Here is a 24,294-nt window from a genome sequence, read left to right as displayed (position 1 = left end):
CCATGCCACCCGATTATGCCACCGAGGGTCAGATCGACCCGCCGATGATCCCTACGCTCAAGCGGTTCCTGCCCTATCTCTGGCCCAAGGGCGAGCCGGGGCTGCGGTTGCGTATCATCATCGCCGGCCTGCTGGTGCTGTGCGCCAAGGCCGCCGTTCTGACGATGCCGTTTCTGTACAAGGCGGTCATCGACGGCATGTCGGACGAGGATCTCGGCACCGAGCTGACCGTGCTGCTCGCCCTGGTCGCGGCTTATGGATTCGCCCGCTTCGGCCAGGTGATGTTCGACAATCTGCGCAATATCGTGTTCGAAAAGGTCGGCCAGCAGGCCGCGCGCCGCCTTGCCACCAATGTCTTCACGCACCTCCACAGCCTGTCGCTGCGCTTCCATCTCGGTCGCCGCACCGGCGAGGTCACAAAGATCATCGAACGCGGGACCAAGAGCATTGATATCATGCTCTATTTCCTGCTGTTCAACATCGCCCCGACGGTCGTCGAGCTGACCGCAGTGCTGATCATTTTCCAGATCAAATTCGGCTTCGGGCTGGTCGCCGCGACCATGGCGATGGTCGCTATCTATATCATCTTCACGCGCAAGGTCACCGACTGGCGCAACGCGCTGCGGGCGAAGATGAATGATATGGATACAAGGGTGATCGGCCGGTCGGTCGATGCCTTGCTGAACTACGAGACGGTCAAATATTTCACCGCCGAACAGCGCGAGGCCGAACGCTATGACAGGGCGATGAAAGACTGGGCTGCGGCAGCAGTAAAGTCGGAAAATTCGCTCGGCCTGCTCAATATCGGCCAGTCGATCATCACTAATCTGACGATGATCGGAGCGATGGCGTTCAGCGTCTACGGCTGGCAACAGGGCGATTTGACGGTCGGCGACCTGGTGCTGGTTAACGCCCTGCTGATGCAGCTGTTCCGGCCGCTCGACCTGCTCGGCATGGTCTATCGTACCATCCGTCAGGGCCTGGTCGACATGGACGCGATGTTCAAGCTAATCGATACCAAGCAGGAAGTCGTCGACAAGCCGGGCGCGAAGGCGCTGCAGATTTCCGAGGGCACGGTGCGCTTTAAAAATGTCGTGTTCAACTATGACGATGATCGCCAGATATTGCACGGGCTCGATTTCGAGGTGCCGGCGGACGGGACGCTGGCCATTGTCGGGCCGTCCGGCGCCGGCAAATCGACAATCGCGCGATTGCTGTTCCGTTTCTATGATCCGCAGGGCGGACGGATATTGATCGACGGTCAGGATATAGCCGAAGTCACCCAGCACAGTCTGCGCGGCGCCATCGGCATTGTTCCGCAGGACAGCGTGCTGTTCAACGACAGCATCGGCTATAATATCGGCTATGGCCGCGAAGGGGCAACCCAGATCGAGATCGAGGACGCCGCGCGCGGCGCCGCTCTGGATGACTTTATCGCCAAATTGCCGGACGGCTATGACACACAGGTCGGCGAGCGCGGGCTGAAACTGTCCGGCGGCGAGAAACAGCGCGTCGCAATCGCGCGGACATTGCTGAAAAACCCGCCGATCCTGATCCTCGACGAAGCCACGTCGGCGCTCGACAGCCGTACCGAGGACGAAATCCAGGCAACGCTTGCCAAGATATCGGAGCGCCGGACGACATTGATCATCGCCCACCGGCTATCGACCATCACCCATGCCGACGAAATTATCGTGCTCAACGAAGGGCGGATCGCCGAACGCGGCAGCCACCGGCAGTTGCTGGTCAAGCGCGGGCTCTATGCGGACATGTGGAAGCGGCAGGCGGAGGACCAGCGGGAACCCGCCTGACCGCCAGCCAAAATACCATTTTCGGTCATTTTCGATTTTGCGGTTTCGCATGGTGGCGTCTCTGGCTAGGGAATGATCCATGACCGAAGCGCTCCTTCCCCTGCTCAAATCGACATTCGGCTACAGCAGCTTTCGCGGTATGCAGGAACCAGTGATGGACCGGGTGATGGCGAAGCGAAACACGCTTGCCGTGATGCCGACCGGCTCGGGAAAATCGCTTTGCTATCAACTTCCCGCCCTCGCCAAGAGTGGCACCACCATCGTAATCTCGCCGCTGATCGCGCTGATGCACGACCAGTTGCGCAGCGCCGAGGCGGTCGGGATCCGGGCGGCCACCCTCACCTCCGCCGACGACAATCGCGCGGAGACGATTGCCCGGCTAAGGGCTGGCGAGCTGGACCTGCTCTACGCCGCGCCCGAACGCGCGTCCCAGCCCCATTTCCGGGAATTGCTGGAACAGACCGATATTTCACTCTTCGCCATCGACGAAGCGCATTGCGTGTCCGAATGGGGGCATGATTTTCGTCCCGACTACCGGCTGCTCCGTCCGTTGCTCGACCATTTCGGGTCGGTGCCGCGGCTGGCACTCACCGCGACCGCCGACGCCCATACGCGTGACGATATATTGGTGCAGCTGGGCATCGAGCAGGACGGGCTGATCCTTGCCGGTTTCGACCGGCCCAATATCCGCTACAGCATGAGCCCGCGCAGCGGCCTTGCACGGCAAGTCGGCGATCTGGTCGATCGCATCCCGGGACCGGGCATAATCTATGCGCAGACCCGCGCCGCAACTGAGAAAATGGCCAGCCAAATCGCCAGCACCGGACGCAGCGCGCGCGCCTATCACGCCGGTCTGCCGCCGGAAGTCCGCCAGCAGAACCAGCATGATTTTGTCGCTTCGGAAGATATGGTGATGGTCGCCACCATTGCCTTTGGCATGGGTATCGACAAGCCGGATGTGCGCTTTGTCGCGCATGCCGGCCTACCGAAATCGATCGAGGCCTATTATCAGGAAACCGGCCGTGCCGGTCGCGATGGCGATCCGGCCGAGGCCCATATGTTCTGGGGTGCGGAAGATTTTGCCAGAGCGCGGCAGCGGCTGGGCGAAATTGACGAAACCCGGCTGGAGAGCGAACGGACGAGGCTGGCGGCGCTCGGCGGTCTGGTCGAAACGCCGGGTTGCCGGCGCGCCGTGCTGCTCCGCCATTTCGGCGAAAATCCTCCGGAGCAATGTGGCAATTGCGACAATTGCCTGAACGCTCCGAAGACCCGCAATGTCACCGAACTGGCACGCAAATTCTTGTCCGCCGTTTACCGCACCGGCCAGAGTTTCGGGGTCACCCATCTCGAAGCGGTGCTCACCGGCAGGCAGGATGAGAAAATCCTCTCGCGCGGCCACGACCAACTTTCGGTTTTCGATATTGTCGGAGAAGAGGAAGCTGCGCTGATCAAGCCGGTGTCCCGCTCGCTGCTACTCCGCGATGCTTTGCGCAACACCGAACATGGCGGCCTGATGTTCGGCCCCGAGGCGCGCAAGATACTCAAGGGCGAACAGGAAGTTGCTATTGTCGAACCGCCCAAGCGTGCCTCACGCAAACGGCGCGGGGGCACGGCATCGCCAAACCCCTTTGGCGATCCTCTGTTCGAAGCACTGCGGGCAAAGCGCATGGAACTGGCCAAGGAACTGGGCGTCCCGCCTTATGTCATCTTCCACGACAGCGTGCTGCGGGATATGACCGGTCTGAAACCGGGCAGCCTGTCGGCGCTCGGCGAGCTGCCGGGCATCGGTGCGGCCAAACTGGAGAAACATGGTGAAGCCTTTCTGGCCGTGATCCGTGAAATGACCGAAGCGGCATGAAACGATATATCAACCTGGCCTCCGTTATATTACCTATTGTCCTGGCGGGCTGTAGCGCGGCAACGGCGACCGCCAACGACAGCAATGTTCCGACAGAGGAGACCCAGAAAATGTTCCGCAAGATCAATGACAATCTCAGCGTATCGCCGCAAATCTCGCTGGACGATGTCGCCGCTGCCAAGGCCGAGGGCGTCAGCCTGATCATCAACAACCGCCCCGACGGCGAAGATCCGGCTGCCCCGCAAAGCACCGATATCGAAGCGGCCGCGCGAGATGCCGGCCTGAAATATATCGCGATTCCGATCACGCATAGTGGCTTTTCCGGCCCGCAAGTCGATGCGATGATTGCCGCGCTTGCCGACGGGGACAAGGCCCTCGCCTATTGCCGCTCGGGCACCCGCTCGACTCTGCTATGGGCGCTGGCGCAGGCAAAACAGGGCGTGGCACCGGACGAGATCGCTCGACTCGCAGGCAATGCGGGCTATGATATTACGCCGGTCCGCGCGATGATTGATGCGCTGGCCGCCGGAAGCTGACGCTAGAGGCTAGACAGTCACTAACATTGGTGTAAATAGTCGGTTATGGAGAACCTGCCATCACCGACGACCTGGGCGATTCCCTTTTTCGTCATCACCGTTGCACTAGAATGGTGGTGGAGCCGGAAAAACGTCCGGGTTCGCTATGAAACCAAAGATGCCTTCACGTCGCTGGCGCTGGGGACCGGCAGTCTGGTTGCCGGGATCCTGACCGGCGGCTTTGTTCTGGCGCTGAGCCTGTGGGTTTACGAGCACCGCATTTTCGATATCCAGCTCGGCTGGCCCCATGCGCTGTGGATCGTGCCACTGGCCTTCGTCCTCGACGATTTCACCTATTACTGGTTCCACCGCACCGCGCATCGCGTCCGCTGGTTCTGGGCGGCGCATGTGATCCACCACAGCAGCCAGCATTATAATCTGACCACGGCCTTGCGGCAGACCTGGACCGGCTTTTTTGCCCTCAGCTTTCTCTTCTCCATGCCGCTCTTTTACCTGGGCTTTCCACCGGCGCTGATATTCTTTCTGTCGGGACTGAACCTGATCTATCAATATTGGATCCACACCGAGGCGATCGACCGGATGCCGAAATGGTTCGAAGCGGTGATGAACACCCCTTCCCACCACCGCGTGCACCATGCAACCAATCCCCGCTATCTGGATCGCAACTATGCCGGCGTCTTCATCATCTGGGACAAGATGTTCGGCACCTATGAACCGGAAACCGACGCCGAGAATATCCGCTATGGCATCATCAAGAACCTCGACAGTTTCAACCTGTTCTGGGCCGCCTTCCATGAATGGATCGGCATTGCGAAGGATTTGTGGAGCGCTCCGTGGCGCTACAAGATCAACTATTTGATAAAACCGCCCGGATGGAGCCATGACGGCTCCAGAGAAAGCAGCGAGACCATAAAGGCACGCTGGGCAGAACAGGAGAGAGTTACATGGCAGAATTTGACTTCATCGTCATCGGGGGCGGTTCGGCAGGAAGTGCAGTCGCAGGACGGCTGAGCGAAGACGGCAAACATACGGTCTGCCTTATCGAAGCCGGGGGCCGCAACAATAATTTCCTCGTCAAGACGCCGGGGATGATGCCCTTCCTGTTGAAAAACGCCAACTGGAGATTCGATACAGTCCCGCAAAAAGGGCTCAACGGCCGTACAGGATACCAGCCACGCGGACGCGGCCTTGGCGGATCGAGCGCGATCAATGCGATGATCTATATTCGCGGCAACAAATGGGACTATGACAATTGGGCCGCCATGGGCTGCGATGGCTGGGCCTATGATGATGTTCTCCCCTATTTCAAGCGATCGGAAGGCAATGAACGCGGCGGTGATAAATTTCATGGCGGCGATGGGCCGCTGTCCGTCTCCGACCAGAAATGGCCCAATCCGGGGAGCCTCGCCTTTGTCGAAGCGGCGCGCAATCTACAGCTGCCTATTCTCGATGATTTCAATGGCGAGCGGCAGGAAGGTATGGGCATCTACCAGGTGACCCAGAAAGCCGGCGAACGCTGGTCCGCAGCCCGCGCCTATGTCGAGCCTGCCCGTTCGCGCCCGAACCTGACAATCAGGACCAAGTCGCTGGTAGAAAAGCTGGTTGTCAAGGACGGGCGCGTGACCGGCGTGCAGATCAAGCGCGGGTCCGGCGGCGAAACGATCAATGCACGCGCAGCCGTCGTCCTGTCTGCCGGCGCCTTCGGGTCGCCCCATATATTACAACTGTCCGGCATCGGTCCGGCGGCGCATCTGAAGGACAAGGGTGTGGATGTCGTGCTGGACAAGCCGGAAGTCGGTGAGAATCTGAAGGACCATATCGACTTTGTTTCCGGCTACAAGACCGAGTCAAAAGAGCTGATCGGCGATTCACTCGCCGGCACCGTGCGTATGGCCAAGGCAATTGTGCAGCACCGGGTCAGGCGCACCGGAATCATGACCACGCCTTATGCCGAAGCCGGCGGTTTCTGGAGCAGCGGTCCGGACGTCCCTGCTCCGGATATTCAGTATCACTTCGTACCCGCGATGCTCGAGGATCATGGTCGAGAATCGGTCAAGGGCCACGGCTTCAGCTGCCATGCCTGTGTGCTGCGCCCGCACAGCAAGGGAACGGTCAGGCTGAACGACCAGAACCCCGTTTCTCCGCCGGCCATCGACCCGAACTTTCTCGATGATAACCGCGATATCGCGACGCTACGCAAGGGCGTGCGGCATATGAAGCGGATATTGGAGACCCCGCCGCTGACCGATTTTTCGCCCACCGACCGGCACCCGATAGATATCAACAATGATGCGGCGCTCGACAAGCTGATCCGCGACCGCGCCGACACTGTCTATCATCCCGTCGGCACCTGCCGCATGGGTGGTGATGATGCGGCGGTGGTCGATGCCAGACTGAAATTCCGCGGACTCGAAGGCCTCTATATCGCCGATGCCTCGATCATGCCGGAAATTATCAGTGGCAATACCAACGCGCCGAGCATCATGATCGGCGAGCGGGCGGCGGACATCATCAAGGCGGATCTGGCCGGCTAGTCGCTGCCTATAATCTCTCGATCAACAGGGAGATCAGGATGATCGAAAAAACGAACAGGGTGAGGCCTGCCGTCACGAGGAGGATATGAGCCCGCGAGACACCACTGGTGATCCGGCGGGAAGGACCGCCGGCAAGCGGCATTTTCCGAGACGCCAGTGACAGCGCGATGGCAACCGAGAGAGTCACCAGAAGGCCGATCAGATTCCACCACATCCAGAACAGGCCGGGCTGGCACTGCCAGAAGTAAAGATTCAGCGACAGGCCGGTCAGAAACCCGATATTGCTGCTCAAAACGGTTCTGCGCTTCCACAGGATCGCGATCAGGAACACGCCCAGAACCGGTCCATATAGCGCCGAGCCAACCTTATTGATCGCCTCGACAACCGTGGCGGAAATATCGCCCGAATAGATGGAGAAACAGAGAATCACACCGCCCCAGAGCAGCGCCAGCAAGCGGGCGAAGCGGACCTCCCGGCGCGGATCAGCGATCCGCAGGCCGTAGCCTTTCAGTTCTTCGATGGTCACCGCCGACAGCGAATTGACCGCCGAACTCAGCGTCGACATCGCCGCCGACATGATTGCCACCAGCAACAGGCCTATGACACCATGAGGGAGAAATTCGAGGATGAAAAAGGGCATCAGATAGTCCGGACGATCATCCGGAATGAGCGAGAGAAAGGCGCTGTCGCCCGTGGCAATCACACCGACCGCCAGGCCGGTAATGCAATAGAGCAGCGTGACGGGAAAGCGCAGCAGGGCGTTGGCCGTGAGTAACTTGCGGATATCCCCGAGGCTTTTGGCCGACAGCGACCGCTGGGCCTGGGTCTGGTCGCAGGCATAATATGACACATAGAGCACAAATCCGCCGAAAAGCATCGGCAATAGGGCAAATTCGTCGGTCACCAGCCCCGCATAGGTCCAGTCGACCACCCGCAACCGTTCCGGATCGATGCTCGCCCAGAATAGATCAAAACCGCCGATAATCGATATCGCATAGGCCAGACAGACCAGCAGGCCCAGAACGATCAGCACCATCTGGATCGCATCGGCATAGACCACCGCCCGGATGCCGCCGAGAAAGGAATAGACGATGGTTATGATACTGATCGCCAGGATCGACTGGAGGAATGGGACGCCCAGCACCGCCTCGATGATGATTCCGGTCGTATAGACCATGATACCGGTACCAAAGGCGCGCACGATCTGGAACGAAACGCTGATCAGGAAACGGGTCGACCGGCCGATCCGCTGTTCCAGAAAGTCGAAGATGCTGATCACACCCGAGCGGTAGAGCGGCGGCATGATCACGAACATCACCAGCAGCATCGCCAGCGGCAGCGCGAATTCGAAGGTCAGCCATTTCAGCCCGCCGCCTTCCCGCAACCCGACAAAGGCCGGTGCCGAAATGAAGCTGATCGCCGACAACTGGGTGGCCATCGCCGACAGACCGAGCGGAAACCAGCCGATCCCCTTGTTGCCGAGGAAATAATCGCCCTCGTCATTCTGTTTGCTGAGGACCATCCCGAATATCAGCATCGCCGCGAGATAGCCGATGACCACGATATAATCGAAACTGTTCATATATTCAGTTCAAAACCTGTGGAAATCAAATCCGGATAAAAAAAAGGCCGGGATGCTCTCACATCTCCGGCCTGAAGTTGTTTGTTCGCAGGAGGAACAAGGTGAGGCGCCGACCCGAATTGGGAGGAGAAGGCCGGCGCCAAACAGGTTAGCCCTTGGCAAATTCCGGGTAGGCTTCGACGCCCACTTCGGCGATATCCATTCCGAGCATTTCCTGCTCTTCGGTCGGACGGACACCAAGGGTGAATTTCAGAGCAAACCAGATGATCGAGCTGGTGATCAGCACGAAGACACCGGTTGCGACCACACCGGTCAGCTGCGCGACAAACGGCACTTCGGTGTTGGTAAGCGGAACGATCAGCGTGCCCCAGATACCGGCCAGAAGGTGGACCGGAATGGCGCCGACAACATCGTCGATCTTGAGCTTGTCGAGCATCGGAACAGCGAACACTACGATCGCGCCGCCGATACCGCCAATGAACAAGGCGGCAGGAACGGACGGTGTCAGCGGTTCTGCCGTGATCGAGACAAGCCCGGCCAGCGCACCATTGAGTGCCATCGTGACATCGATCTTCTTGTAGATGAGCTGCGTCAGGATGATCGCGACTACCACACCGCCAGCTGCGGCCATGTTGGTGTTGACGAAGATCTTGGAAACGTCGCTGACATCACCGATCGTGCCCATGGCAAGCTGCGATGCGCCGTTGAAGCCGAACCAGCCAAGCCACAGGATGAACGTACCCAGGGTAGCAAGCGGAATGCTTGAACCGGGCATGACCGTGATCTTGCCATCGACATAGCGACCCAGACGGGGGCCGATGATCAAGGCGCCGGCGAGAGCAGCCCAGCCACCGGTCGAGTGGACCAGCGTGGAACCGGCAAAGTCACTGAAGCCCATGGCGTCGAGCCAGCCAGCGCCCCATTCCCAGCTCACGATGACCGGATAAATGAAACCGGTGAGCACGAAAACGAAGATGAAGAACGGAATGACTTTCACGCGCTCCGCTACGGTACCGGAAACGATCGACGCCGTGGTTGCGCAGAAAACCATCTGGAAGAACCAGTCTGACGCTACCGAATAGCCGGTGTCGACATCCGCTTCACCCACGCCCTGCATGGCGTAAGGGAAATCGGCGATACCGAAATAGCCGCCTTCGAAGCCCGGATAGGCAATCGAATAGCCGATGAACCAAAACATGATACCGGCAATCGAATAAAGGCCGATATTTTTCAGACATTGCATCGAAACATTTTTGGAACGCACGAGGCCGGCTTCGAGCATCGCGAACCCGGCGGCCATCCACATGACAAGGAACCCGCCAAGAAGGAACAACAGGGTATTGAAGATATAGGCTGTGTTGGCACTGGGGTCGGCCACTTCAGCCGCCTCCTGTGCCAGCGCGGGCGCGGCCGCAGCCATCACCGCCAGCCCTGCGGAAATTGTTAGAAATTTTCTCATTGTCATAATTCCCCGATTAAATTGCTGTGTCGCCGGTTTCGCCGGTGCGAATACGCACCGCGTCTTCCAGACCGATTGTGAAAATCTTGCCGTCGCCGATCGACTCCGTACCGGCGGCAGATTGAATGGCCTCAACCGCCTGCGCTGCGACAGCGCTGCTGCACGCCACCTCGATTTTCAGCTTCGGAACCATGTTGGTGGTATATTCCGCACCGCGATAGACTTCCGTCTGGCCCTTTTGCCGACCGAAGCCCTTGACTTCGGTTACGGTCATGCCGGTCACACCGACACCGGTCAGCGCTTCGCGAACATCGTCAAGCTTGAACGGTTTGATTATGGCTATGATAAATTTCATTACGCCCCCTATTGTTGTTACCGGGGGTTACCTCGCAAAGCTCGTGCCAGAATCGGAAGTCTTTGGATTCAGGGGATTTTCACAAAATCGCGCCTCTTAAGAAAGAGTAAATTTTGTGCAATGCAGCACGAGTGCATAAATTTTAGGCAATTGTATACTTGACAAAGCAGCCCTTTTAGTGCATTGATAATGCATGGAAAACGCAATCGACATTTTCGCCCCTCGCTTCACCAATGAAGACGCTGCCCGTGAGCATCTGGAAGCCCTTCACTGGCCAGACGGCCCTGTCTGCCCTCACTGTGGCTCGTTCAACGCGAAACGGCTTCCTGCCCAGCGTGGCCGCAAGACCAAGGCGCATCCAGAAGGCGTTCTCCGCAAAGGCGTTGTCCAGTGCAATGACTGTCGCCAGCAATATACCGTGACTGTCGGCACTGTCTTTGAACGCTCTAAAGTCCCTCTCAATAAATGGTTGCTTGTCAATCATCTGCTTTGCTCATCCAAAAAAGGTATGAGCGCACATCAGATCGCCCGTATGATCGGCGTTACCTACAAAACAGCATGGTTCATGATGCATCGCATCCGTGAAGCCATGAAAGACACTGACCAAGGCCCTATTGGCGGCTACGGCAAGACCGTAGAAGCCGACGAAACCTATGTTGGTGGTAAACTGTCAAACCGCCATGCAAGCCAGCGTGACGGCAAGCATAAAAGCCCATTCAGCGGCAAGCAGCCTGTTGTCTCTCTGGTAGAGCGTGGCGGCAAGGTCCGCAGCTTCCATGTTGCCAATGTCACCGGCCCGTTGCTCCGCAATATTCTCGTCACCAATGCCCACCGTGGTAGCTGGCTGATGACAGACGAACACTCCGGCTACAAATCAGTCGGCAAGGAATATGTCGGTCACGGCGTGGTTGCCCACAGTCGCGGCGAATATGGCCGTCACGGCGTTTTCCACACCAACACGATTGAAGGCTTCTTCTCCATTATGAAGCGCGGCATTATCGGCGTTTATCACCATGTCAGCGAAGCGCATCTGCGCCGCTACACGGCTGAATTTGACTTCCGCTATAACACCCGCGAGTTGAATGACTTTGAACGCTCCACAGAAGCCCTCAAAGGTGCTCGTGGCAAACGTCTGACCTATCGGCGGCCTGTTGCAGCCTAGCGAGCGATATACGCTTAATAAGCCTCAGATCGGCGAAAAGCGTAAACGATACTACCCGTGAACACATCGGGAACAATGACTCGCTAAATAGTTAATTTCATGATAAGAAAACGACTCGGGCTCCATCCGTATGGACAGAGCCCGATCGTTGAAGTTGGCAAATGTTTTTCGAGGACAACCCGCCAGCTCCAAAAGTGGAATTTTCATTCCGGCGTGAGAACTGGAATAATACATTGAATTTTCACTTTTGCAAGGGTTGTTCTCACCACTCAATGGGAAAGGAACCCATTATGAAGCGTGAGAGTAGTAAACCAGTAACCAAGGAAATGGCGGCTCACATCCGCTACCTCATTAAAGAAAAAGGCCTATATCAACACCAAGCGGCTGCGCTGGTTGGTGTAAACCAAGGCCGGATTAGCGAGGTAATCAACGAGCGCCGGCATCCAGACGTGCCACCTGCGCAGGGTTCATTCCCCTTTTGAATCTTTGGGAGCGGCTTTGCGGTCGCTCCCTTTTTCTTTGTGAGGCTTAGGCGGTGTTTTCAGCATCCGCTTTAGGACCTCGTCTTCTTTTTTTTGATCGGGATTGTTCATGGTTCAAATATACAGGTCAAACGAGGAAACTCCAAGAAAATGCGAAATGGACGACGCTTCGCTTCACGCAACGGGGATACTAATTCGCGCCTGCGCTGAAATCGAATACACCCTTGAAGTCTATATAGCCTGCCATTGCAGCTTGAATGGCAGCTCTACTTCATTACTCGCTTCACCCCTCGCTATGCGCCGAAAATTAGAAATCGGTGGATACTTGACTGCAATGACTAGCGACGAAAATAAAGTAGCCTGGGACTCCATATTTTCCAAGGAGTTCGACGAAATAATTCAGTGTAGGAACGCAATCGCGCACGGGGTGTTGTTCGGTATAGATGACGACGGGCTATACAATTTCAAGACGGCAAGAACCGACATCCCCAGTGATGGTAAAGCAATCAATCTGGTCCGCGGTTACCATCGCGACTTTATTATGGAGGCCGCTAGAAAAGCTAAGTTTCTAGCGGCAGATCTGCCCGACCTTCTCTCAATAAGAACATCGTTTGATAAATCTCTTGAAGGGCCTCTTCTTCCCCATCGTAAGGCCCAAAAGAGGGGGCCAAAAGCCGGTAAAGGGAAACGCCAGCCCTAATCATCGCTGAATTAACCTCAACATCAACCGGCCTGTCATGCTGAGAATCATCTAACACGAATCACCTGCTTTGTCATGTATACTATTGCCAAATTTTAGGCAGCACGCTCCGCCATTTTCGCGATTATTTGCGGTATGACTTTCTCGGTCTCGCGGCGGCCAATATCGATCAGTTCTTCGGCCCGGGTAAAGTTCTGGATGTCGATATGACCGACAGGCGGCGACATTGCGAAATCGGGGGGATCGAGCGCCAGCGAATAGCGGCTGAGGTTGCGCAAGGACAGCCCGACCGACGCCTTGACGATCGCCAGGCTGTTTGGTTCCTTGTTGCCCTGCTCTGCAATTCCCGCGGCAATCGAACGGTTGAGGAAATCATCCTGCAGATTGACCGAAAGGCATAGCGCCTCCGGCGCCAGAGCCCGCACCGGCGATACCGGAACCGGCAGAGCCGCCCCTCCGTCAACGAGCAGGCGTCCTTCGTGCTGAACCGGTTTGAAAATGCCGGGCAAGGACATGGATGCACGGATTGCCGGCACCAGCTTGCCGGATTTCATCACGATCGTGTCGCCGGTACGCAGGTCTGCAGCAACCGCCGCGACCGGAAAGGGCAAATCTTCGAAGCAGAGCTGACCGAATTCGGTTTCCAGTTCTTTCTCGATATTGCGCGCGCCCATGACCGCGCCGCGCTTGAAATGCGGGTCCATGAAGCGCAACATGTTCCGGAAGTTGACGTTACGCGCCATGTCTTCGAGATAGTCGAGCTTCCCGACCGCATAGCTCGCTCCGGTGATCGCTCCGATGGACGTGCCCGCAATCGCAGCAATTTCCAGCGGACTATCATCGATCGCCCGCAATACACCGATATGGGTCCAACCCAGCCCCGCGCCGCCGCCCAGGGCAAGGGACAATTTGCCGGCGCCACTCATAGCGAAACATCCTCCGCCAATATCGCCCTGGCTTCCGCCAGATCCTCGGCCAGCACCATTACCCGCGCCGGCAAGGCAATGCCTGCACCTTCGGCAATATTGACATTGCTGTCGAAACAGACCGCGCCAATCCCGGCGGATTCCAGCCGCCCGCGGATGATCTCCGCTTCGATGCCGTGCATATGACGGGACAGTTCGACCAGACTCATTGATCTACTGCTCGCCAAAATAGCGGTCGGACGCCCGCGTTGGCAGGCCGTCGATGCTTCTGACCCGACCGGCGGTCTTGGTCACCCAGGCATCCGGATCGGCCTGGCGGTGATATTTGACCAAGGTCTCGCGCTCGGCCAGCATCTCCATCCGCGGCACGCCCCAGCCGCAACTGGTCTGGATATTGTCCACCTTGATGTCGAATATCTGGCGAGTGCCGGGCAATAGGTCAAAATGCGCGGCCAGTCCGTTCCAGCCTTCATCCTGCGGCAGCACCGGCTTGCCCGTGCCATAAAGCCGCATGATCAGCGCGGGATTGGCAAAATTGTTGAACATGATGGTGATCCGGCCATCGGCGACGAGATGGGCGTGGGTCTCGTTGCCCGACCCACCAAGGTCGAGATAGGCAACGCGGTCAGGGCCGAGCACGCGAAAGGCATCATAGCCCTTGGGCGAAAGATTGATCCGGCCGTCCGCCGCCGCCGTGGCAACGAAGAACATCGGCTGCTTTGCGATGAACGCTACATGATCTTCTTTCAGTGCATCGAAAAATTCCGCCATGCCTCACCCTTCTCAGTAAAATGGGCCACCGAACAGCAGCTTCCAGACCAACACCAGCAACCAGTGGATCACGATCACAGGCCAAAGGGACTGCGACACAATCCGGATATGGGTCAATACTATGCCGAGGATGAACGTAGCAAATAGAAACGAAGGTTGCAGGAAAATCGCCGACCATGGGGGGCCGAAGGTCAGAGCCTGAAACGGATGCCAGAGCATGAACAGAAAGGCCGCAAGCCAGCTACCCCAGCGCTGCGAAAAGGTTGCGAGCCAGGACAAGAGCACGCCGCGAAAGATCAGCTCTTCGATCAGCGCGGGGATGATAAACAGAATGAGAGCGGCCATCAGGCCCGAAGGCATGTCGAGCGCCGGCGCTAGGCGAAGCCAGCCACCGAGAAACCCGGCCAGTGCGATAATCGCTGCCGTCGGAACGGCAATCGTGAAAGCGGCTTTCCAGCGACCGGCATCGGGCCAGACGGTCAAAGCACGCCAGGTCTGCTTGACCGCTGCAATCAGCATCGGTGTTACCAGCTCGCCCCAGCATCGACCGCCGCTTGTTCTCCGGCGCGGAACTGGCGTCCGAGAATTTTGTTGCGATGCGGGAAGCGTCCGAATTTCGCAATCACGTCCCGATGCTCGTTGGCATATTTCTGCTGCTTGCCCAATTTGGTGAACAGGGTCACAGACCGGTTCTGTAACTGGAGATCCTCGGCATGCATGAACGGCATATACAGGAACGGCCGCCGATCCTCCGGCAATTGCTGATCCAGTTCCATATCCACTGCTTGTCCAGCGATCTGCTGCGCCAGATGGTCGGTCGCATAGGCGTCGGCACTATCGCGGAACATGTTGCGCGGGAACTGGTCAAAAAGGATGACGGCAGCCAGAGCGTTCTCCGGAGAGGACAGGAAATCGTCCGCTGTCTTCGATTTCAGCTCTTCCCAGAGTTCGAGAAACCGCTCCTCGATCTGCTCGTCCGTGGCATCGCTCCTGGTCCACCAGTCCTCTGGGTCCAACTCGTCAAACCAGAAGGATAATATGTCAGCAGGCCAGTTCATGGGAATGCAATCGATCCTTTCGTCAAGCCGTGCCACCGACGGTCAGGGCGTCTACCAGCAAGGTCGGCTGGCCAACACCGGCGGGGACGGACTGGCCGCCCTTGCCACACATGCCGATGCCTTCGTCGAGCGCCATGTCATTGCCAATACCGGAAACCTTGGTCAGCACGGTCGGCCCATCGCCAATCAGCGTTGCGCCCTTGATAGGAGCGCCCAGCTTGCCGTTTTCAATCTTGTACGCCTCGGTACAGGAGAAGACGAACTTGCCGGAGACAATATCCACCTGCCCGCCGCCGAAGCTTTTCGCATAAATGCCGTTCTTGACCCGGCTCATCAATTCGTCGGGATCATCCTTGCCGCCCCGCATGAACGTATTGGTCATCCGCGGCATCGGCGCATGGGCGTAGCTTTCCCGGCGGCCGTTCCCGGTCGCCGGTACGCCCATCAGGCGGGCATTCAAACGGTCCTGCATATAGCATTTCAATATGCCATTCTCGATCAGGACATTTTCCTGAGTCGGCGTGCCTTCGTCATCAATGCTCAGCGATCCGCGCCGTTCCTTGATCGAACCGTCATCGACCACGGTGACGCCCGGTGCCGCCACGCGCTGGCCGATCTTGCCGGAAAAGGCACTGGTGCCCTTGCGGTTGAAGTCGCCTTCAAGGCCATGGCCGATGGCTTCGTGCAATATGATGCCGGGCCAGCCGGGGCCGAGCAAAACGGTCTGTTCACCGGCTGGCGCGTCCACGCTCTCGAGATTGACCAGAGCCTGCGCCAGAGCCTCGTCGACTGCACGGTTCCAGCGCGCTTCCTCGAACAAATCGTCGTAAAGATAGCGTCCGCCCATGCCGAAGCTGCCGCTTTCGCGCCGGCCGTTCTGTTCCGCTACGATCGAAACATTGAGCCGTACCAGAGGCCGAACATCGGTGGCGACAAAGCCATCAGGACGAACAATTTCGACGACACTCCAGCTGCCGGACAGGCCAACGGAAACCTGCGAGACGCGGGAATCGCGCGCGCGGGCAGCGGTATCAATCTGCTGGCAAAGCGCAACTTTCTTGGCGAAGGGTATCGCCTCCAGCGGATTCGCCTCGCCATAGAGATGCCGGTTACTGCCGCGCGGCGGCGGGGCTTTCTGCCCCTTGGCCGGATCGAGCAATTGCAGGGTCTGGGCTGCGCGTTTTATCGCCGCTTCGCTGGTTTCGTTACTGTAGGAAAAACCCGTCATCTCGCCGGATACCCCGCGCAGGCCGAACCCGCTATCGGTACTGTAGTCCGCGGTCTTCAGTCGGCCGTCGTCAAAACCGAAGCTCTCCATAGCGCTATATTGCAGATAGAGTTCACCATCGTCGCATGCAGACAGACTCTCGGCAACGAGCGCCTTGGCACGCTCCGGGTCAAGGCCGTCGGGACGATAAAGAAATGAGCGGGGATCGAGCTTTTCTGTCATCCCGTATATATAGAAATATATTGGGGAGCTTACACCCCCTATGTCGGATTAATCTTTGGCGAGTGCCGGGGAGATGTCAGCGGGGCCGCCGATCAGAACGAATCGCCGGTCGCAATAGCCGCATTCGACATAGCCCTTTTCGTCAATTTCCAGCCAGACGCGGGGGTGGCCCAAGGCAGCGCCGCCCGGGATATCGGTGGCTCCGTCGCAGGATACGCGTTTTTTCGAGGTTTTGACGATTTCGGGAGTTTCAATCATGGCGGTGAATTAGCAACAGATTTGCGGGCGCGCAATATTTTCTCACGCCCGTCTGCAATGATACAATATCATTGATAATCGACGGTCATGATGAAGGACCCGCGATAGGCCCCCGTCTGCTGATTGCCATTCACGCGCAACCGCCCGCCGACCGTCAGATTATAAATGCCGAGTGTCCCCAGCAGACCGCGGACGAACGTGCTGAAATTCCGGTTTCCGTTGCCGATCGCAAGCTGGTCCACCCGCATCTGGTCCGTGCCGTTCGTATGGGTTACCATCAAGGACCCAGGGATCGATATTTCGACGATCTGGTTCGGCCCGCCATAGATTATGAAATTGGCCGGACCGGTCTCGCCACCGGCCAGCGTCGCATCACCCGTAGTCGATACATTGCCGTTGCGGGTATCGACGGTGACGGTGCCATTTCCGGTTCCGGATATGATATTGCCATATCGCAGATCCTGGGTCTTCACCACGGATAGCGGACCTATGGTCACCGCCCGGGCATCGGTATTGCTAGCCTGGGCAAAGGCGGCCGGCGAACCTGTCAGAATGACAAGCACGACGAAAAGGCCACCAATCAGGCGTGGTAAGATTTGTTCTCTGGTCATCACAAAATCTGTCCTATATCGGATGTTAACTCTCTTATATCGATAGGTGTAACTTTATCTTTATCCGCATGGTTAAATTCATCGTAACCTTTCAAGATAACGACATATAATATTGATATTATTTGATAATATTATTCATTCTGCCGCCAACAAGTTCACCCAATATCCTGTTGACCGGCCGCATTTTCTTTCTCCCATATTGTTTACGGGCTAGCCGGAAGACATGAAGCAAATGGGCCGAAAACATGGTTAACGGAGCGGTTACCAATTGATGCGAACCCGCATATTGGTTGGACAAGCATGATAACACCCCGGCATCACAGCCTGCTCAGGATGCTGCCTGCCCCTCCATGTTGCGCTCCTGCCAAAGCCTTTGATTATGAGAATTAAACTGGGTATGCCGCCCGAATGAATGATGCAGCAATATCGATACAGAATCTTTCCAAAACATATGCCGGCGGCAAACAGGCGTTGGACGATGTCAGCTTTGACGTACCGCGCGGTTCGATTTTCGGACTATTGGGGCCCAATGGTGCCGGCAAGTCGACATTGATCAACATCCTCTCCGGGATGGTGCGCAAGACGAGTGGCAGTGCCAGCATCTGGGGCTTCGATATCGATGACAGCCCGCGCAACGCGAAAGCGTCGATCGGCATCGTTCCGCAGGAAATCATCTTCGATCCGTTTTTCACGCCCTCAGAAGCATTGGAAGTGCAGGCCGGCCTCTACGGCGTCCCGAAAGCGAAGCGCCGGACCATGGAATTGCTGCGCGCCGTCCATCTGGAAGACAAGGCCGACGCCTACGCCCGGACGCTGTCGGGCGGGATGAAGCGGCGGCTGCTGGTGGCCAAGGCCATGGTCCATTCGCCGCCGATACTGGTGCTCGACGAGCCGACCGCGGGCGTCGACATCGATCTGCGCCAGCAGCTCTGGGAATATGTGGTGGAACTCAACAAGGCCGGCGTTACCATCGTGCTGACAACGCATTATCTCGAGGAAGCGGAAAATCTCTGCGAGCGTATCGCGATTATCAATCACGGCAAGCTGATCGCCAACAAGCCGACTCCCGAACTGGTCGATATGGCGCGTGAAAAGCTCGTCGAACTGACGCTGGACCGCGACATCAGCGAGGCACAGGATGCGGTTTCTTTTGCCAATGACCTGTTTGAAAAGGCCGAAATCATCGGTCCCCGCACGGTTGCCGTCACCTATAACAAGGACCGGACCAATGCCGGTGGCGTTATGGCAGCGATCCAGGAACGCGGATTCGCGATCGTCGACGTCACCACCCGGGAAGCGGATCTTGAGGATGTGTTTCTCAACCTGACCCGCGCCAAAGCGGCATGAATCACGATGTCATCATTGTCGGGTCCGGCGCCGCCGGACTGAGCGCGGCAATCACGCTCGCCCGTACCCACAAGGTGCTGGTGCTGGCCAAGGGTGAACTGACCGGCGGCTCCACAGCCTGGGCGCAGGGCGGGATCGCCGCTGTGCTCGACGCCGGTGACACGTTCGAGAACCATATCAACGACACGATGGTCGCCGGTGCCGGTCTCAATCGCCGCAAAACGGTTGAATTTGTCGTCGAAAATGCGCCGGCCGCGATCGAGCGGCTGGAGGATATGGGGGTGCCGTTCAACAAGGAAGCGGAAGTCCTCCACCTGACCCGCGAGGGCGGCCACAGCCACCGGCGGATCGTCCATGTCGACGACGCTACCGGCTGGGCGGTGCAGGAAGCCTTGCAGAATACCGCTGCGGCCCACCCGAACATCACGCTACGCCCGCATATGGTAGCGATCGACCTGATCGTCGATCGCCATGCGGAGGCGCCGACCGGCGCGAAAAATGTCTGGGGCGTCTATGCGCTGAACAACGAAACCGGCCATGTCGAGACGCTGACTTCGCGCGCGACGATCATGGCGAGCGGCGGAGCCGGACGGACCTATCTGTTCTCGACCGCCCCGCGCGGCGCGACCGGCGACGGCATCGCCATGGCCTGGCGCGCGGGTGCACGGGTTTCCAATATGGAGATGATGCAGTTTCACCCGACCTGCCTCTATAATCTCGAGGTCAAGAATTTCCTGATCACCGAAGCGGTGCGCGGCGAAGGCGGGCATCTCACACTGCCAGCCGATGCCGGCGACGAAGCCGGTGACCGCTTCATGCGGCGCTTCGATCCGGAACGGATGGAACTGGCCCCGCGCGATATTGTCGCGCGCGCCAACGACCACGAGATCAAGCGGCTCGGGCTGGACTATGTCCATCTCGACATCTCGCACCGCGATCCGGAATTTGTGAAGGGGCATTTCCCGAATATCTATGACAAGCTGATTGGCCTTGGCATCGATATGACAACCGGGCCGATCCCTGTGGTTCCCGCACAACATTATACCTGCGGTGGGATATTGATCGATCTGGCCGGCCGCACCGACTTGCCCGGCCTTTATGCAGCGGGTGAAGCCAGCGAAAGCGGCCTGCACGGTGCCAACCGGCTGGCCTCCAACAGCCTGCTCGAATGTTTCGTCTTCGGTGACGCGGCGGCGCGGGATATTGCCGAACACTGGGACGAGCTCCCTGCTCCGCCGGCGATCCGGCCATGGGACGAAAGCCGCGTCACCGACAGCGACGAGGAGGTGGTGATCAAGCAGACCTGGACCGAAATCCGCCGCTTCATGTGGAATTATGTCGGCATTGTTCGCACCACCAAGAGGCTCGAGCGGGCCCAGAATCGCATTAACCTGCTGCGCGAGGAAGTTGAGGAATATTACAGCAATTTCCGCGTGACCCAGGATCTGATCGAACTGCGCAACCTGATCGAAGTTGCGGATCTGATCGTGAAGTCAGCCCTGGCGAGGAAGGAAAGCCGGGGCTTGCACTATATCACCGATTATCCGGACCTGCTGCCCAAGGCGGTTGATACGGTGCTGGTGCCTTAAACCGGATTCCAGTCCGGCCGATCGCAGGCACTCGCGTCAATTGTCCAGCACGATACGATAGCGCGCCTTCCCACTCTCCAGATGCGCCAGCGCCTCGTTGATCTTCTCGAAGGGGAAATGCTCGGTAACAGCTTTGATGTTATGGCGCGCGCAAAACTCAAGCATGTCGGCAAGTGTCCGAGGGCTCCCGACGAGGGAGGAAGAAAGCGACAATTGGGAAAACATCAGAGGCATCAGCTGCAACTCGGCAGGCACAGCCTGAACGCCGAGAAAGTGCAATCGGCCTTTTGGCTTCAGCATGGCAATAATGGCATTCCAGTCCAGTGCCACATCGACCGTGCTCAAAATCACGTCGAAGCTGCCTGCTGCCGCGGCTATCGCCTCGGGGTCGCGAGAATTGATTACATCATGGGCACCGAAAGCCATAGCTTCGTCATTTTTGGAGGCACTGGACGTCAGCGCCGTGACATGGCAGCCCCAGGCCTTGCCGAATTGTAATGCCAGATGCCCCAGGCCGCCAATGCCCAGCACAGCGATGCGGTCGGTTGGCTTGATGTCAAATTTTACAAAGGGATTGAAAACGGTGATGCCTGCGCAGAACAATGGCCCTGCATCCCGGGAATCCAGTCCGTCCGGCAATTTTATCACGCTGACGCCCGACGCCCGGACGATGTCCGCAAATGCCCCGTGACGGCCGGGTGACACCGTAGACTGCACGGTCTCGCAGAGATTGTGATCGCCGTTCAGGCATTGTGAACAGGTCATGCAATAATGCGAATGGCCGCCCAGCCCGACGCGGTCGCCTGTCTTGACATGTGTCACTTCAGTGCCCGTCTCGATCACGGTGCCGGTGGCTTCATGCCCGCCGACGAAGGGAAATTCGGTGATGCCCCAGGCGTTGTTGCGCAAGCTGAGGTCGGTATGGCAGAGACCACAATGCTCGACCCTGATATCGATATCGTGGGAGCCCAAAGGCCCCAGTTGATATTCGAACGGTTCCAGCTGGTTTCCGGCCTGATGGGCTGCAAATGCCTTTACAGTGCGCATGGTGGCGATTCTCCTGTGCTCGCGATCTGATTTTGAGCGAACCTGTCATATCCCGGCGCTTTAAGACACTGTCATATCAGGTGAGCCCGAAGGTCACGACCATCGTCGACGGGATAATATCCTGCCGCTTTGCCAGTCGATCGCACCCGCTTGACGCTCGCCTCCTGTTTCGCCGGATGTTCTGGTTCAAACGACAGAGGTTTCACCTCCTGTTGGCAAGCCGATGCAACTGGCCGGGGTCGGGTGAATGTCTCCGCCGCGAGGTCTTTGCACCGCATAGACCTGCCACGCGAGGCAGGGAATAGGACTCGGTTATCCTGAGGAAGTGTTTGCCTCCAAGGCTCCGCATCATGTGCGGGGCACAGCATCTGTTCCAGCGAGCGCCTGCAATAATGTGCTCCGCGCTTGACGCGGAGCCCTGCGGACTAGGCGTGCCGGTCTGTCAGGTCCCCCGCACCACCTTGTCACTCGTCTTGTGCTTCTCCAGCTCTGCGGGATCAAACCGCACTGGCTTGAGTTTCTTGTCGACAAACATCTGCATCTGGTCGGTATAATGCGGCGAGTCCGGACGTGTGGTTGCGGCGCCGAAGGGCTGGATCGAGCGGGAGTGGACCTTGCCGTCCTTCGTCCATTCCATGAACATGATGAAACTGTCGCCATGGCGCACGGACAGGCGCCCGTCCCCTTCGACATCCCAGAGGGTCGACGCGCGGATCGTGTCATTGCCGCCATCAACCGGCAGATCGACATCGCCCTGGCGCATGCGTAGTACATCCATCATCGGCGGATCGATCCTGTCGAAATATGTTGTCAGATGGCCGACGGTTTCCTGCAATATTTCGCGCGGATCGGGCATCTTGCCGCGGTTATAATGCGACTTGTTGGCGGGGCGCAGCACCATCAGCGCGAGCGCGTCTGCCGGACCCTTGCCATCGAGATTCCAGTCCCACTGGACCAGCAATTGCTGCGCCTCGAGCAGCTTGGCACTGTCTTTCAGATCGAGCGCGGCAATCCGGTCGAGCCAGTCCTTCGCATAGCCCGCTTTCTCGTAGCCGGTGTCATATTTGATCGCCCACAATTCAGAATCGGTGATCTTGCCGTCGGCATTGGCGCGCTCCAGCAAGGCAATCGACCGGCGCGACCGGTTGGTCTGGTCATTCTCGACGCCCAGCAGCGGCGAGAAATTGTCGGGTTTGAGCTCGTCCCCTGGCCCCGCCGCGATATAGGGCGTATTGTTGGCGTTCATGACGTAGCCCGATGCCGGATTGACCAAAGCGGGTACGCGGGTGAAGGGCAGGGTTTTTTGCCACAGGGCCTTTGAACTGTCTCCCGGCAATATCCCACGCCAGTCATAGCCTTCGGGCCGGTCAGGGAACATTGCGTTATAGTACATCCCGATATTGCCCTCGGCATCGGCATAGATGAAATTGGTCGCCGGGACGCCCTGCCCCGCCATCGCCGCCTGCCATTCGTCGAAATTGCGCGCCTTGTTGATCCGGTAATATTGAGTCAGCATGTCGAGCTCGTCGATACCGGCATAGCGCAGCGCATAGGCGCCGTTGTCGTTGATGATCACCGGCCCGTGGATCGAACGATAGGCGACCTGCGGATAGGGAATGACGAACGGCCCGAACTTGATCTTCAGCCAGACGCGCTTTTTCTCCAGCGCTTTCCATTCACCATCAAAGCGATAGGCATCTTTCTTGTCGTTCAGCGTGAGCTTGTAGATATCGACCAGATCGGGCCGGTTGACGGTATTGGTCCAGCCGAGATATTTGTTGTGCCCGAGAAACGGAAACGGCGAACCGGGGAAATTGGCGCCGGCAAAGTCCCAGCCTTCCTCGCTGTGCACGACCAGTTCGTACCAGGCGACATTGCCGCGCAGGGGCTGGTGCGAATTGGAAATCAGGCGGGTCTTCCCTTCGGGCGAGAGTTCCGGCGCAAGCGCATAAGCGTTGGAGCCATTTTCATCCGGGTCGGGGCCGACCGGTGTTGCGGAGTCCTCTTCGATCAGCTTGTCGGGGCTGAGCGGATGGATCGAGGTCTTGACCGGCTCGTCGGAGAGGCGCGGACCGCCTTCGCGCGGCAGCGGCTTGTTCTGGACCAGCGCTTCAATCGGATTGTTGAGGCCAAAGAAAAAGGGCGACCGCAGCACGAAACCGGCGGCAATATCCTGTCCGTTGACGGGGAATAGTTTCGCCAGCTTCACCTCTTCGGGGTGCTCCGCGGCATAAGCGTTTAGTCCGGATGCGTAGCCGTCCAGCACCGCGCGGACATCGGTCGGCAATTGATCATATTTGCGGTTCACCGTCCCGCGCACGTCGAGGAGCGCCGCGATATAGTCGATCGGCGCGCTTTCGGATCCGTTGAGCGTCGCCATCCGGCCCCGCGTCATCGCCGTTACTTCCTGCAGCGTGGAGAAATCATCTTCGCTATGGGCATAGGCCACGCCATAGGCGACATCGGCATCGGTCTTGCCGAAAATATGCGGCACACCAAATTCATCGCGGACAATACGGGCTTCATAGGTGCCTTCCGGCGGCGGCGCGGGTTGCTCCACACCCATCGGTTCCCAGACAGCAAGGCCAATAGCCACCAGCACAATGATCGCGAGCAGCCCGATCCCCAGACGCTTAAGTGTTTTCACGTATTTTATCCTCTCCGCCAGCACCATAAACCATGTGCTCTTTTACACTCGAAAGCGCTTACCATATAAGTTTCAAGGAAAAAGTTTTGAATATGGTTGTGTTGCACGACT

The 24,294-nt window shown here is 58.0% G+C and carries 23 protein-coding genes; 10 read left to right on the top strand and 13 right to left on the bottom strand.

All coding sequences use genetic code 11. The features are described 5' to 3' along the window. The first annotated feature begins 2 nt into the window (after positions 1–2). From ACHZCJ_RS16545 to ACHZCJ_RS16525, 5 genes are all read left to right on the top strand, one after another. Positions 3–1,811: an ABC transporter ATP-binding protein/permease gene (locus ACHZCJ_RS16545; RefSeq protein ID WP_321327675.1), complete on the top strand. Its 1,809-nt coding sequence runs from the start codon at positions 3–5 to the stop codon at positions 1,809–1,811. Positions 1,812–1,890: 79 nt separating this feature from the next. Next, positions 1,891–3,669, top strand: coding sequence for a DNA helicase RecQ (gene recQ, locus ACHZCJ_RS16540; RefSeq protein WP_321327674.1), 1,779 nt, complete (start codon positions 1,891–1,893; stop codon positions 3,667–3,669). A 110-nt stretch (positions 3,670–3,779) separates the two neighbouring features. Next, the gene (locus ACHZCJ_RS16535; RefSeq protein WP_321327827.1) at positions 3,780–4,205 is read left to right on the top strand and encodes a TIGR01244 family sulfur transferase; all 426 of its coding nucleotides are present in this window, start codon (positions 3,780–3,782) and stop codon (positions 4,203–4,205) included. A gap of 45 nt (positions 4,206–4,250) precedes the next feature. Next, entirely contained in the window at positions 4,251–5,216 is a 966-nt protein-coding gene (locus ACHZCJ_RS16530; protein ID WP_321327673.1) for a sterol desaturase family protein, read from the top strand. Continuing rightward, positions 5,150–6,739, top strand: coding sequence for a GMC family oxidoreductase N-terminal domain-containing protein (locus ACHZCJ_RS16525; protein WP_321327672.1), 1,590 nt, complete (start codon positions 5,150–5,152; stop codon positions 6,737–6,739). Before ACHZCJ_RS16530 ends, ACHZCJ_RS16525 begins: the two co-directional genes overlap by 67 nt. 7 nt (positions 6,740–6,746) lie before the next feature. Here ACHZCJ_RS16525 and ACHZCJ_RS16520 read toward each other — a convergent pair whose 3' ends face one another. The 3 genes from ACHZCJ_RS16520 to ACHZCJ_RS16510 form a co-directional block, all read right to left on the bottom strand. Further along, entirely contained in the window at positions 6,747–8,321 is a 1,575-nt protein-coding gene (locus ACHZCJ_RS16520) for a sodium/solute symporter (RefSeq protein ID WP_321327670.1), read from the bottom strand. Positions 8,322–8,469: 148 nt separating this feature from the next. Next, on the bottom strand, positions 8,470–9,780 hold the full coding sequence (locus tag ACHZCJ_RS16515) for an ammonium transporter (protein WP_159644034.1): 1,311 nt from the start codon (positions 9,778–9,780) through the stop codon (positions 8,470–8,472). 16 nt (positions 9,781–9,796) lie between these two features. Continuing rightward, positions 9,797–10,135, bottom strand: coding sequence for a P-II family nitrogen regulator (locus ACHZCJ_RS16510; RefSeq protein WP_089134556.1), 339 nt, complete (start codon positions 10,133–10,135; stop codon positions 9,797–9,799). 193 nt (positions 10,136–10,328) lie between these two features. On the opposite strand from ACHZCJ_RS16510, the gene ACHZCJ_RS16505 reads away from it, so the two are divergent. The 3 genes from ACHZCJ_RS16505 (at position 10,329) to ACHZCJ_RS16495 (ending at position 12,479) form a co-directional block, all read left to right on the top strand. Further along, complete coding sequence (locus ACHZCJ_RS16505) at positions 10,329–11,297, top strand: IS1595 family transposase (protein ID WP_321327669.1); 969 nt, start codon at positions 10,329–10,331, stop codon at positions 11,295–11,297. A gap of 290 nt (positions 11,298–11,587) precedes the next feature. Next, a complete protein-coding gene (locus tag ACHZCJ_RS16500) occupies positions 11,588–11,779 on the top strand; it encodes a helix-turn-helix transcriptional regulator (RefSeq protein ID WP_321327667.1) in 192 nt (63 codons plus the stop codon). A 157-nt stretch (positions 11,780–11,936) separates the two neighbouring features. Next, on the top strand, positions 11,937–12,479 hold the full coding sequence (locus tag ACHZCJ_RS16495) for a hypothetical protein (protein ID WP_321327665.1): 543 nt from the start codon (positions 11,937–11,939) through the stop codon (positions 12,477–12,479). A 95-nt stretch (positions 12,480–12,574) separates the two neighbouring features. Here ACHZCJ_RS16495 and ACHZCJ_RS16490 read toward each other — a convergent pair whose 3' ends face one another. From ACHZCJ_RS16490 to ACHZCJ_RS16455, 8 genes are all read right to left on the bottom strand, one after another. Beyond that, entirely contained in the window at positions 12,575–13,405 is an 831-nt protein-coding gene (locus ACHZCJ_RS16490; RefSeq protein WP_159644036.1) for a patatin-like phospholipase family protein, read from the bottom strand. Next, positions 13,402–13,614, bottom strand: a complete 213-nt coding sequence (locus ACHZCJ_RS16485) for a DUF2007 domain-containing protein (protein ID WP_321327663.1) — start codon at positions 13,612–13,614, stop codon at positions 13,402–13,404. The genes ACHZCJ_RS16490 and ACHZCJ_RS16485 overlap by 4 nt, the downstream gene beginning before the upstream one ends. Positions 13,615–13,618: 4 nt before the next feature. Continuing rightward, positions 13,619–14,176, bottom strand: coding sequence for a pyridoxamine 5'-phosphate oxidase family protein (locus ACHZCJ_RS16480; protein WP_321327661.1), 558 nt, complete (start codon positions 14,174–14,176; stop codon positions 13,619–13,621). 12 nt (positions 14,177–14,188) lie between these two features. Next, a complete protein-coding gene (locus ACHZCJ_RS16475) occupies positions 14,189–14,695 on the bottom strand; it encodes a type II CAAX prenyl endopeptidase Rce1 family protein (RefSeq protein WP_321327659.1) in 507 nt (168 codons plus the stop codon). A 5-nt stretch (positions 14,696–14,700) separates the two neighbouring features. After that, positions 14,701–15,234, bottom strand: coding sequence for a DUF924 family protein (locus tag ACHZCJ_RS16470; protein WP_321327657.1), 534 nt, complete (start codon positions 15,232–15,234; stop codon positions 14,701–14,703). A gap of 22 nt (positions 15,235–15,256) precedes the next feature. Beyond that, positions 15,257–16,684, bottom strand: coding sequence for a metalloprotease TldD (tldD, locus tag ACHZCJ_RS16465; RefSeq protein ID WP_321327656.1), 1,428 nt, complete (start codon positions 16,682–16,684; stop codon positions 15,257–15,259). 48 nt (positions 16,685–16,732) lie between these two features. Then, positions 16,733–16,942 (bottom strand): zinc-finger domain-containing protein, encoded by a 210-nt coding sequence (locus ACHZCJ_RS16460; RefSeq protein ID WP_159644050.1) that lies wholly within the window; start codon positions 16,940–16,942, stop codon positions 16,733–16,735. A 68-nt stretch (positions 16,943–17,010) separates the two neighbouring features. Continuing rightward, positions 17,011–17,553, bottom strand: coding sequence for a DUF4402 domain-containing protein (locus tag ACHZCJ_RS16455; RefSeq protein WP_321327655.1), 543 nt, complete (start codon positions 17,551–17,553; stop codon positions 17,011–17,013). Positions 17,554–17,961: 408 nt separating this feature from the next. Between ACHZCJ_RS16455 and ACHZCJ_RS16450 the strand changes: the two genes are divergently transcribed. Then, entirely contained in the window at positions 17,962–18,900 is a 939-nt protein-coding gene (locus ACHZCJ_RS16450) for an ABC transporter ATP-binding protein (RefSeq protein WP_321327653.1), read from the top strand. Then, a complete protein-coding gene (gene nadB, locus ACHZCJ_RS16445; protein WP_321327652.1) occupies positions 18,897–20,489 on the top strand; it encodes an L-aspartate oxidase in 1,593 nt (530 codons plus the stop codon). Before ACHZCJ_RS16450 ends, nadB begins: the two co-directional genes overlap by 4 nt. 36 nt (positions 20,490–20,525) lie before the next feature. Here nadB and ACHZCJ_RS16440 read toward each other — a convergent pair whose 3' ends face one another. Both ACHZCJ_RS16440 and ACHZCJ_RS16435 read right to left on the bottom strand, forming a co-directional pair. Beyond that, a complete protein-coding gene (locus ACHZCJ_RS16440) occupies positions 20,526–21,536 on the bottom strand; it encodes an NAD(P)-dependent alcohol dehydrogenase (protein ID WP_321327651.1) in 1,011 nt (336 codons plus the stop codon). Positions 21,537–21,978: 442 nt separating this feature from the next. Continuing rightward, positions 21,979–24,183 carry a penicillin acylase family protein gene (locus ACHZCJ_RS16435; protein ID WP_236553922.1) on the bottom strand — a complete coding sequence of 735 codons (2,205 nt, stop codon included), beginning with the start codon at positions 24,181–24,183 and terminating at the stop codon, positions 21,979–21,981. Positions 24,184–24,294: the final 111 nt, after the last annotated feature.

Source organism: uncultured Parasphingorhabdus sp. (assembly GCF_963677535.2).
Lineage (GTDB): Bacteria > Pseudomonadota > Alphaproteobacteria > Sphingomonadales > Sphingomonadaceae > Parasphingorhabdus.
The sequence above is the reverse complement of the archived record's forward strand: the minus strand, read 5'-3'. Positions and strand labels throughout refer to the sequence as shown.

What these genes read in the sequence shown, in the direction of transcription:
- ACHZCJ_RS16545 (WP_321327675.1), top strand. Translation starts at nt 3, where the DNA reads ATGCCACCCGATTATGCCACCGAGGGTCAGATCGACCCGCCGATGATC.
- recQ (WP_321327674.1), top strand. Translation starts at nt 1,891, where the DNA reads ATGACCGAAGCGCTCCTTCCCCTGCTCAAATCGACATTCGGCTACAGC.
- ACHZCJ_RS16535 (WP_321327827.1), top strand. Translation starts at nt 3,780, where the DNA reads ATGTTCCGCAAGATCAATGACAATCTCAGCGTATCGCCGCAAATCTCG.
- ACHZCJ_RS16530 (WP_321327673.1), top strand. Translation starts at nt 4,251, where the DNA reads ATGGAGAACCTGCCATCACCGACGACCTGGGCGATTCCCTTTTTCGTC.
- ACHZCJ_RS16525 (WP_321327672.1), top strand. Translation starts at nt 5,150, where the DNA reads ATGGCAGAATTTGACTTCATCGTCATCGGGGGCGGTTCGGCAGGAAGT.
- ACHZCJ_RS16520 (WP_321327670.1), bottom strand. Translation starts at nt 8,321, where the DNA reads ATGAACAGTTTCGATTATATCGTGGTCATCGGCTATCTCGCGGCGATG.
- ACHZCJ_RS16515 (WP_159644034.1), bottom strand. Translation starts at nt 9,780, where the DNA reads ATGAGAAAATTTCTAACAATTTCCGCAGGGCTGGCGGTGATGGCTGCG.
- ACHZCJ_RS16510 (WP_089134556.1), bottom strand. Translation starts at nt 10,135, where the DNA reads ATGAAATTTATCATAGCCATAATCAAACCGTTCAAGCTTGACGATGTT.
- ACHZCJ_RS16505 (WP_321327669.1), top strand. Translation starts at nt 10,329, where the DNA reads ATGGAAAACGCAATCGACATTTTCGCCCCTCGCTTCACCAATGAAGAC.
- ACHZCJ_RS16500 (WP_321327667.1), top strand. Translation starts at nt 11,588, where the DNA reads ATGAAGCGTGAGAGTAGTAAACCAGTAACCAAGGAAATGGCGGCTCAC.
- ACHZCJ_RS16495 (WP_321327665.1), top strand. Translation starts at nt 11,937, where the DNA reads ATGGACGACGCTTCGCTTCACGCAACGGGGATACTAATTCGCGCCTGC.
- ACHZCJ_RS16490 (WP_159644036.1), bottom strand. Translation starts at nt 13,405, where the DNA reads ATGAGTGGCGCCGGCAAATTGTCCCTTGCCCTGGGCGGCGGCGCGGGG.
- ACHZCJ_RS16485 (WP_321327663.1), bottom strand. Translation starts at nt 13,614, where the DNA reads ATGAGTCTGGTCGAACTGTCCCGTCATATGCACGGCATCGAAGCGGAG.
- ACHZCJ_RS16480 (WP_321327661.1), bottom strand. Translation starts at nt 14,176, where the DNA reads ATGGCGGAATTTTTCGATGCACTGAAAGAAGATCATGTAGCGTTCATC.
- ACHZCJ_RS16475 (WP_321327659.1), bottom strand. Translation starts at nt 14,695, where the DNA reads ATGCTGATTGCAGCGGTCAAGCAGACCTGGCGTGCTTTGACCGTCTGG.
- ACHZCJ_RS16470 (WP_321327657.1), bottom strand. Translation starts at nt 15,234, where the DNA reads ATGAACTGGCCTGCTGACATATTATCCTTCTGGTTTGACGAGTTGGAC.
- tldD (WP_321327656.1), bottom strand. Translation starts at nt 16,684, where the DNA reads ATGACAGAAAAGCTCGATCCCCGCTCATTTCTTTATCGTCCCGACGGC.
- ACHZCJ_RS16460 (WP_159644050.1), bottom strand. Translation starts at nt 16,942, where the DNA reads ATGATTGAAACTCCCGAAATCGTCAAAACCTCGAAAAAACGCGTATCC.
- ACHZCJ_RS16455 (WP_321327655.1), bottom strand. Translation starts at nt 17,553, where the DNA reads ATGACCAGAGAACAAATCTTACCACGCCTGATTGGTGGCCTTTTCGTC.
- ACHZCJ_RS16450 (WP_321327653.1), top strand. Translation starts at nt 17,962, where the DNA reads ATGAATGATGCAGCAATATCGATACAGAATCTTTCCAAAACATATGCC.
- nadB (WP_321327652.1), top strand. Translation starts at nt 18,897, where the DNA reads ATGAATCACGATGTCATCATTGTCGGGTCCGGCGCCGCCGGACTGAGC.
- ACHZCJ_RS16440 (WP_321327651.1), bottom strand. Translation starts at nt 21,536, where the DNA reads ATGCGCACTGTAAAGGCATTTGCAGCCCATCAGGCCGGAAACCAGCTG.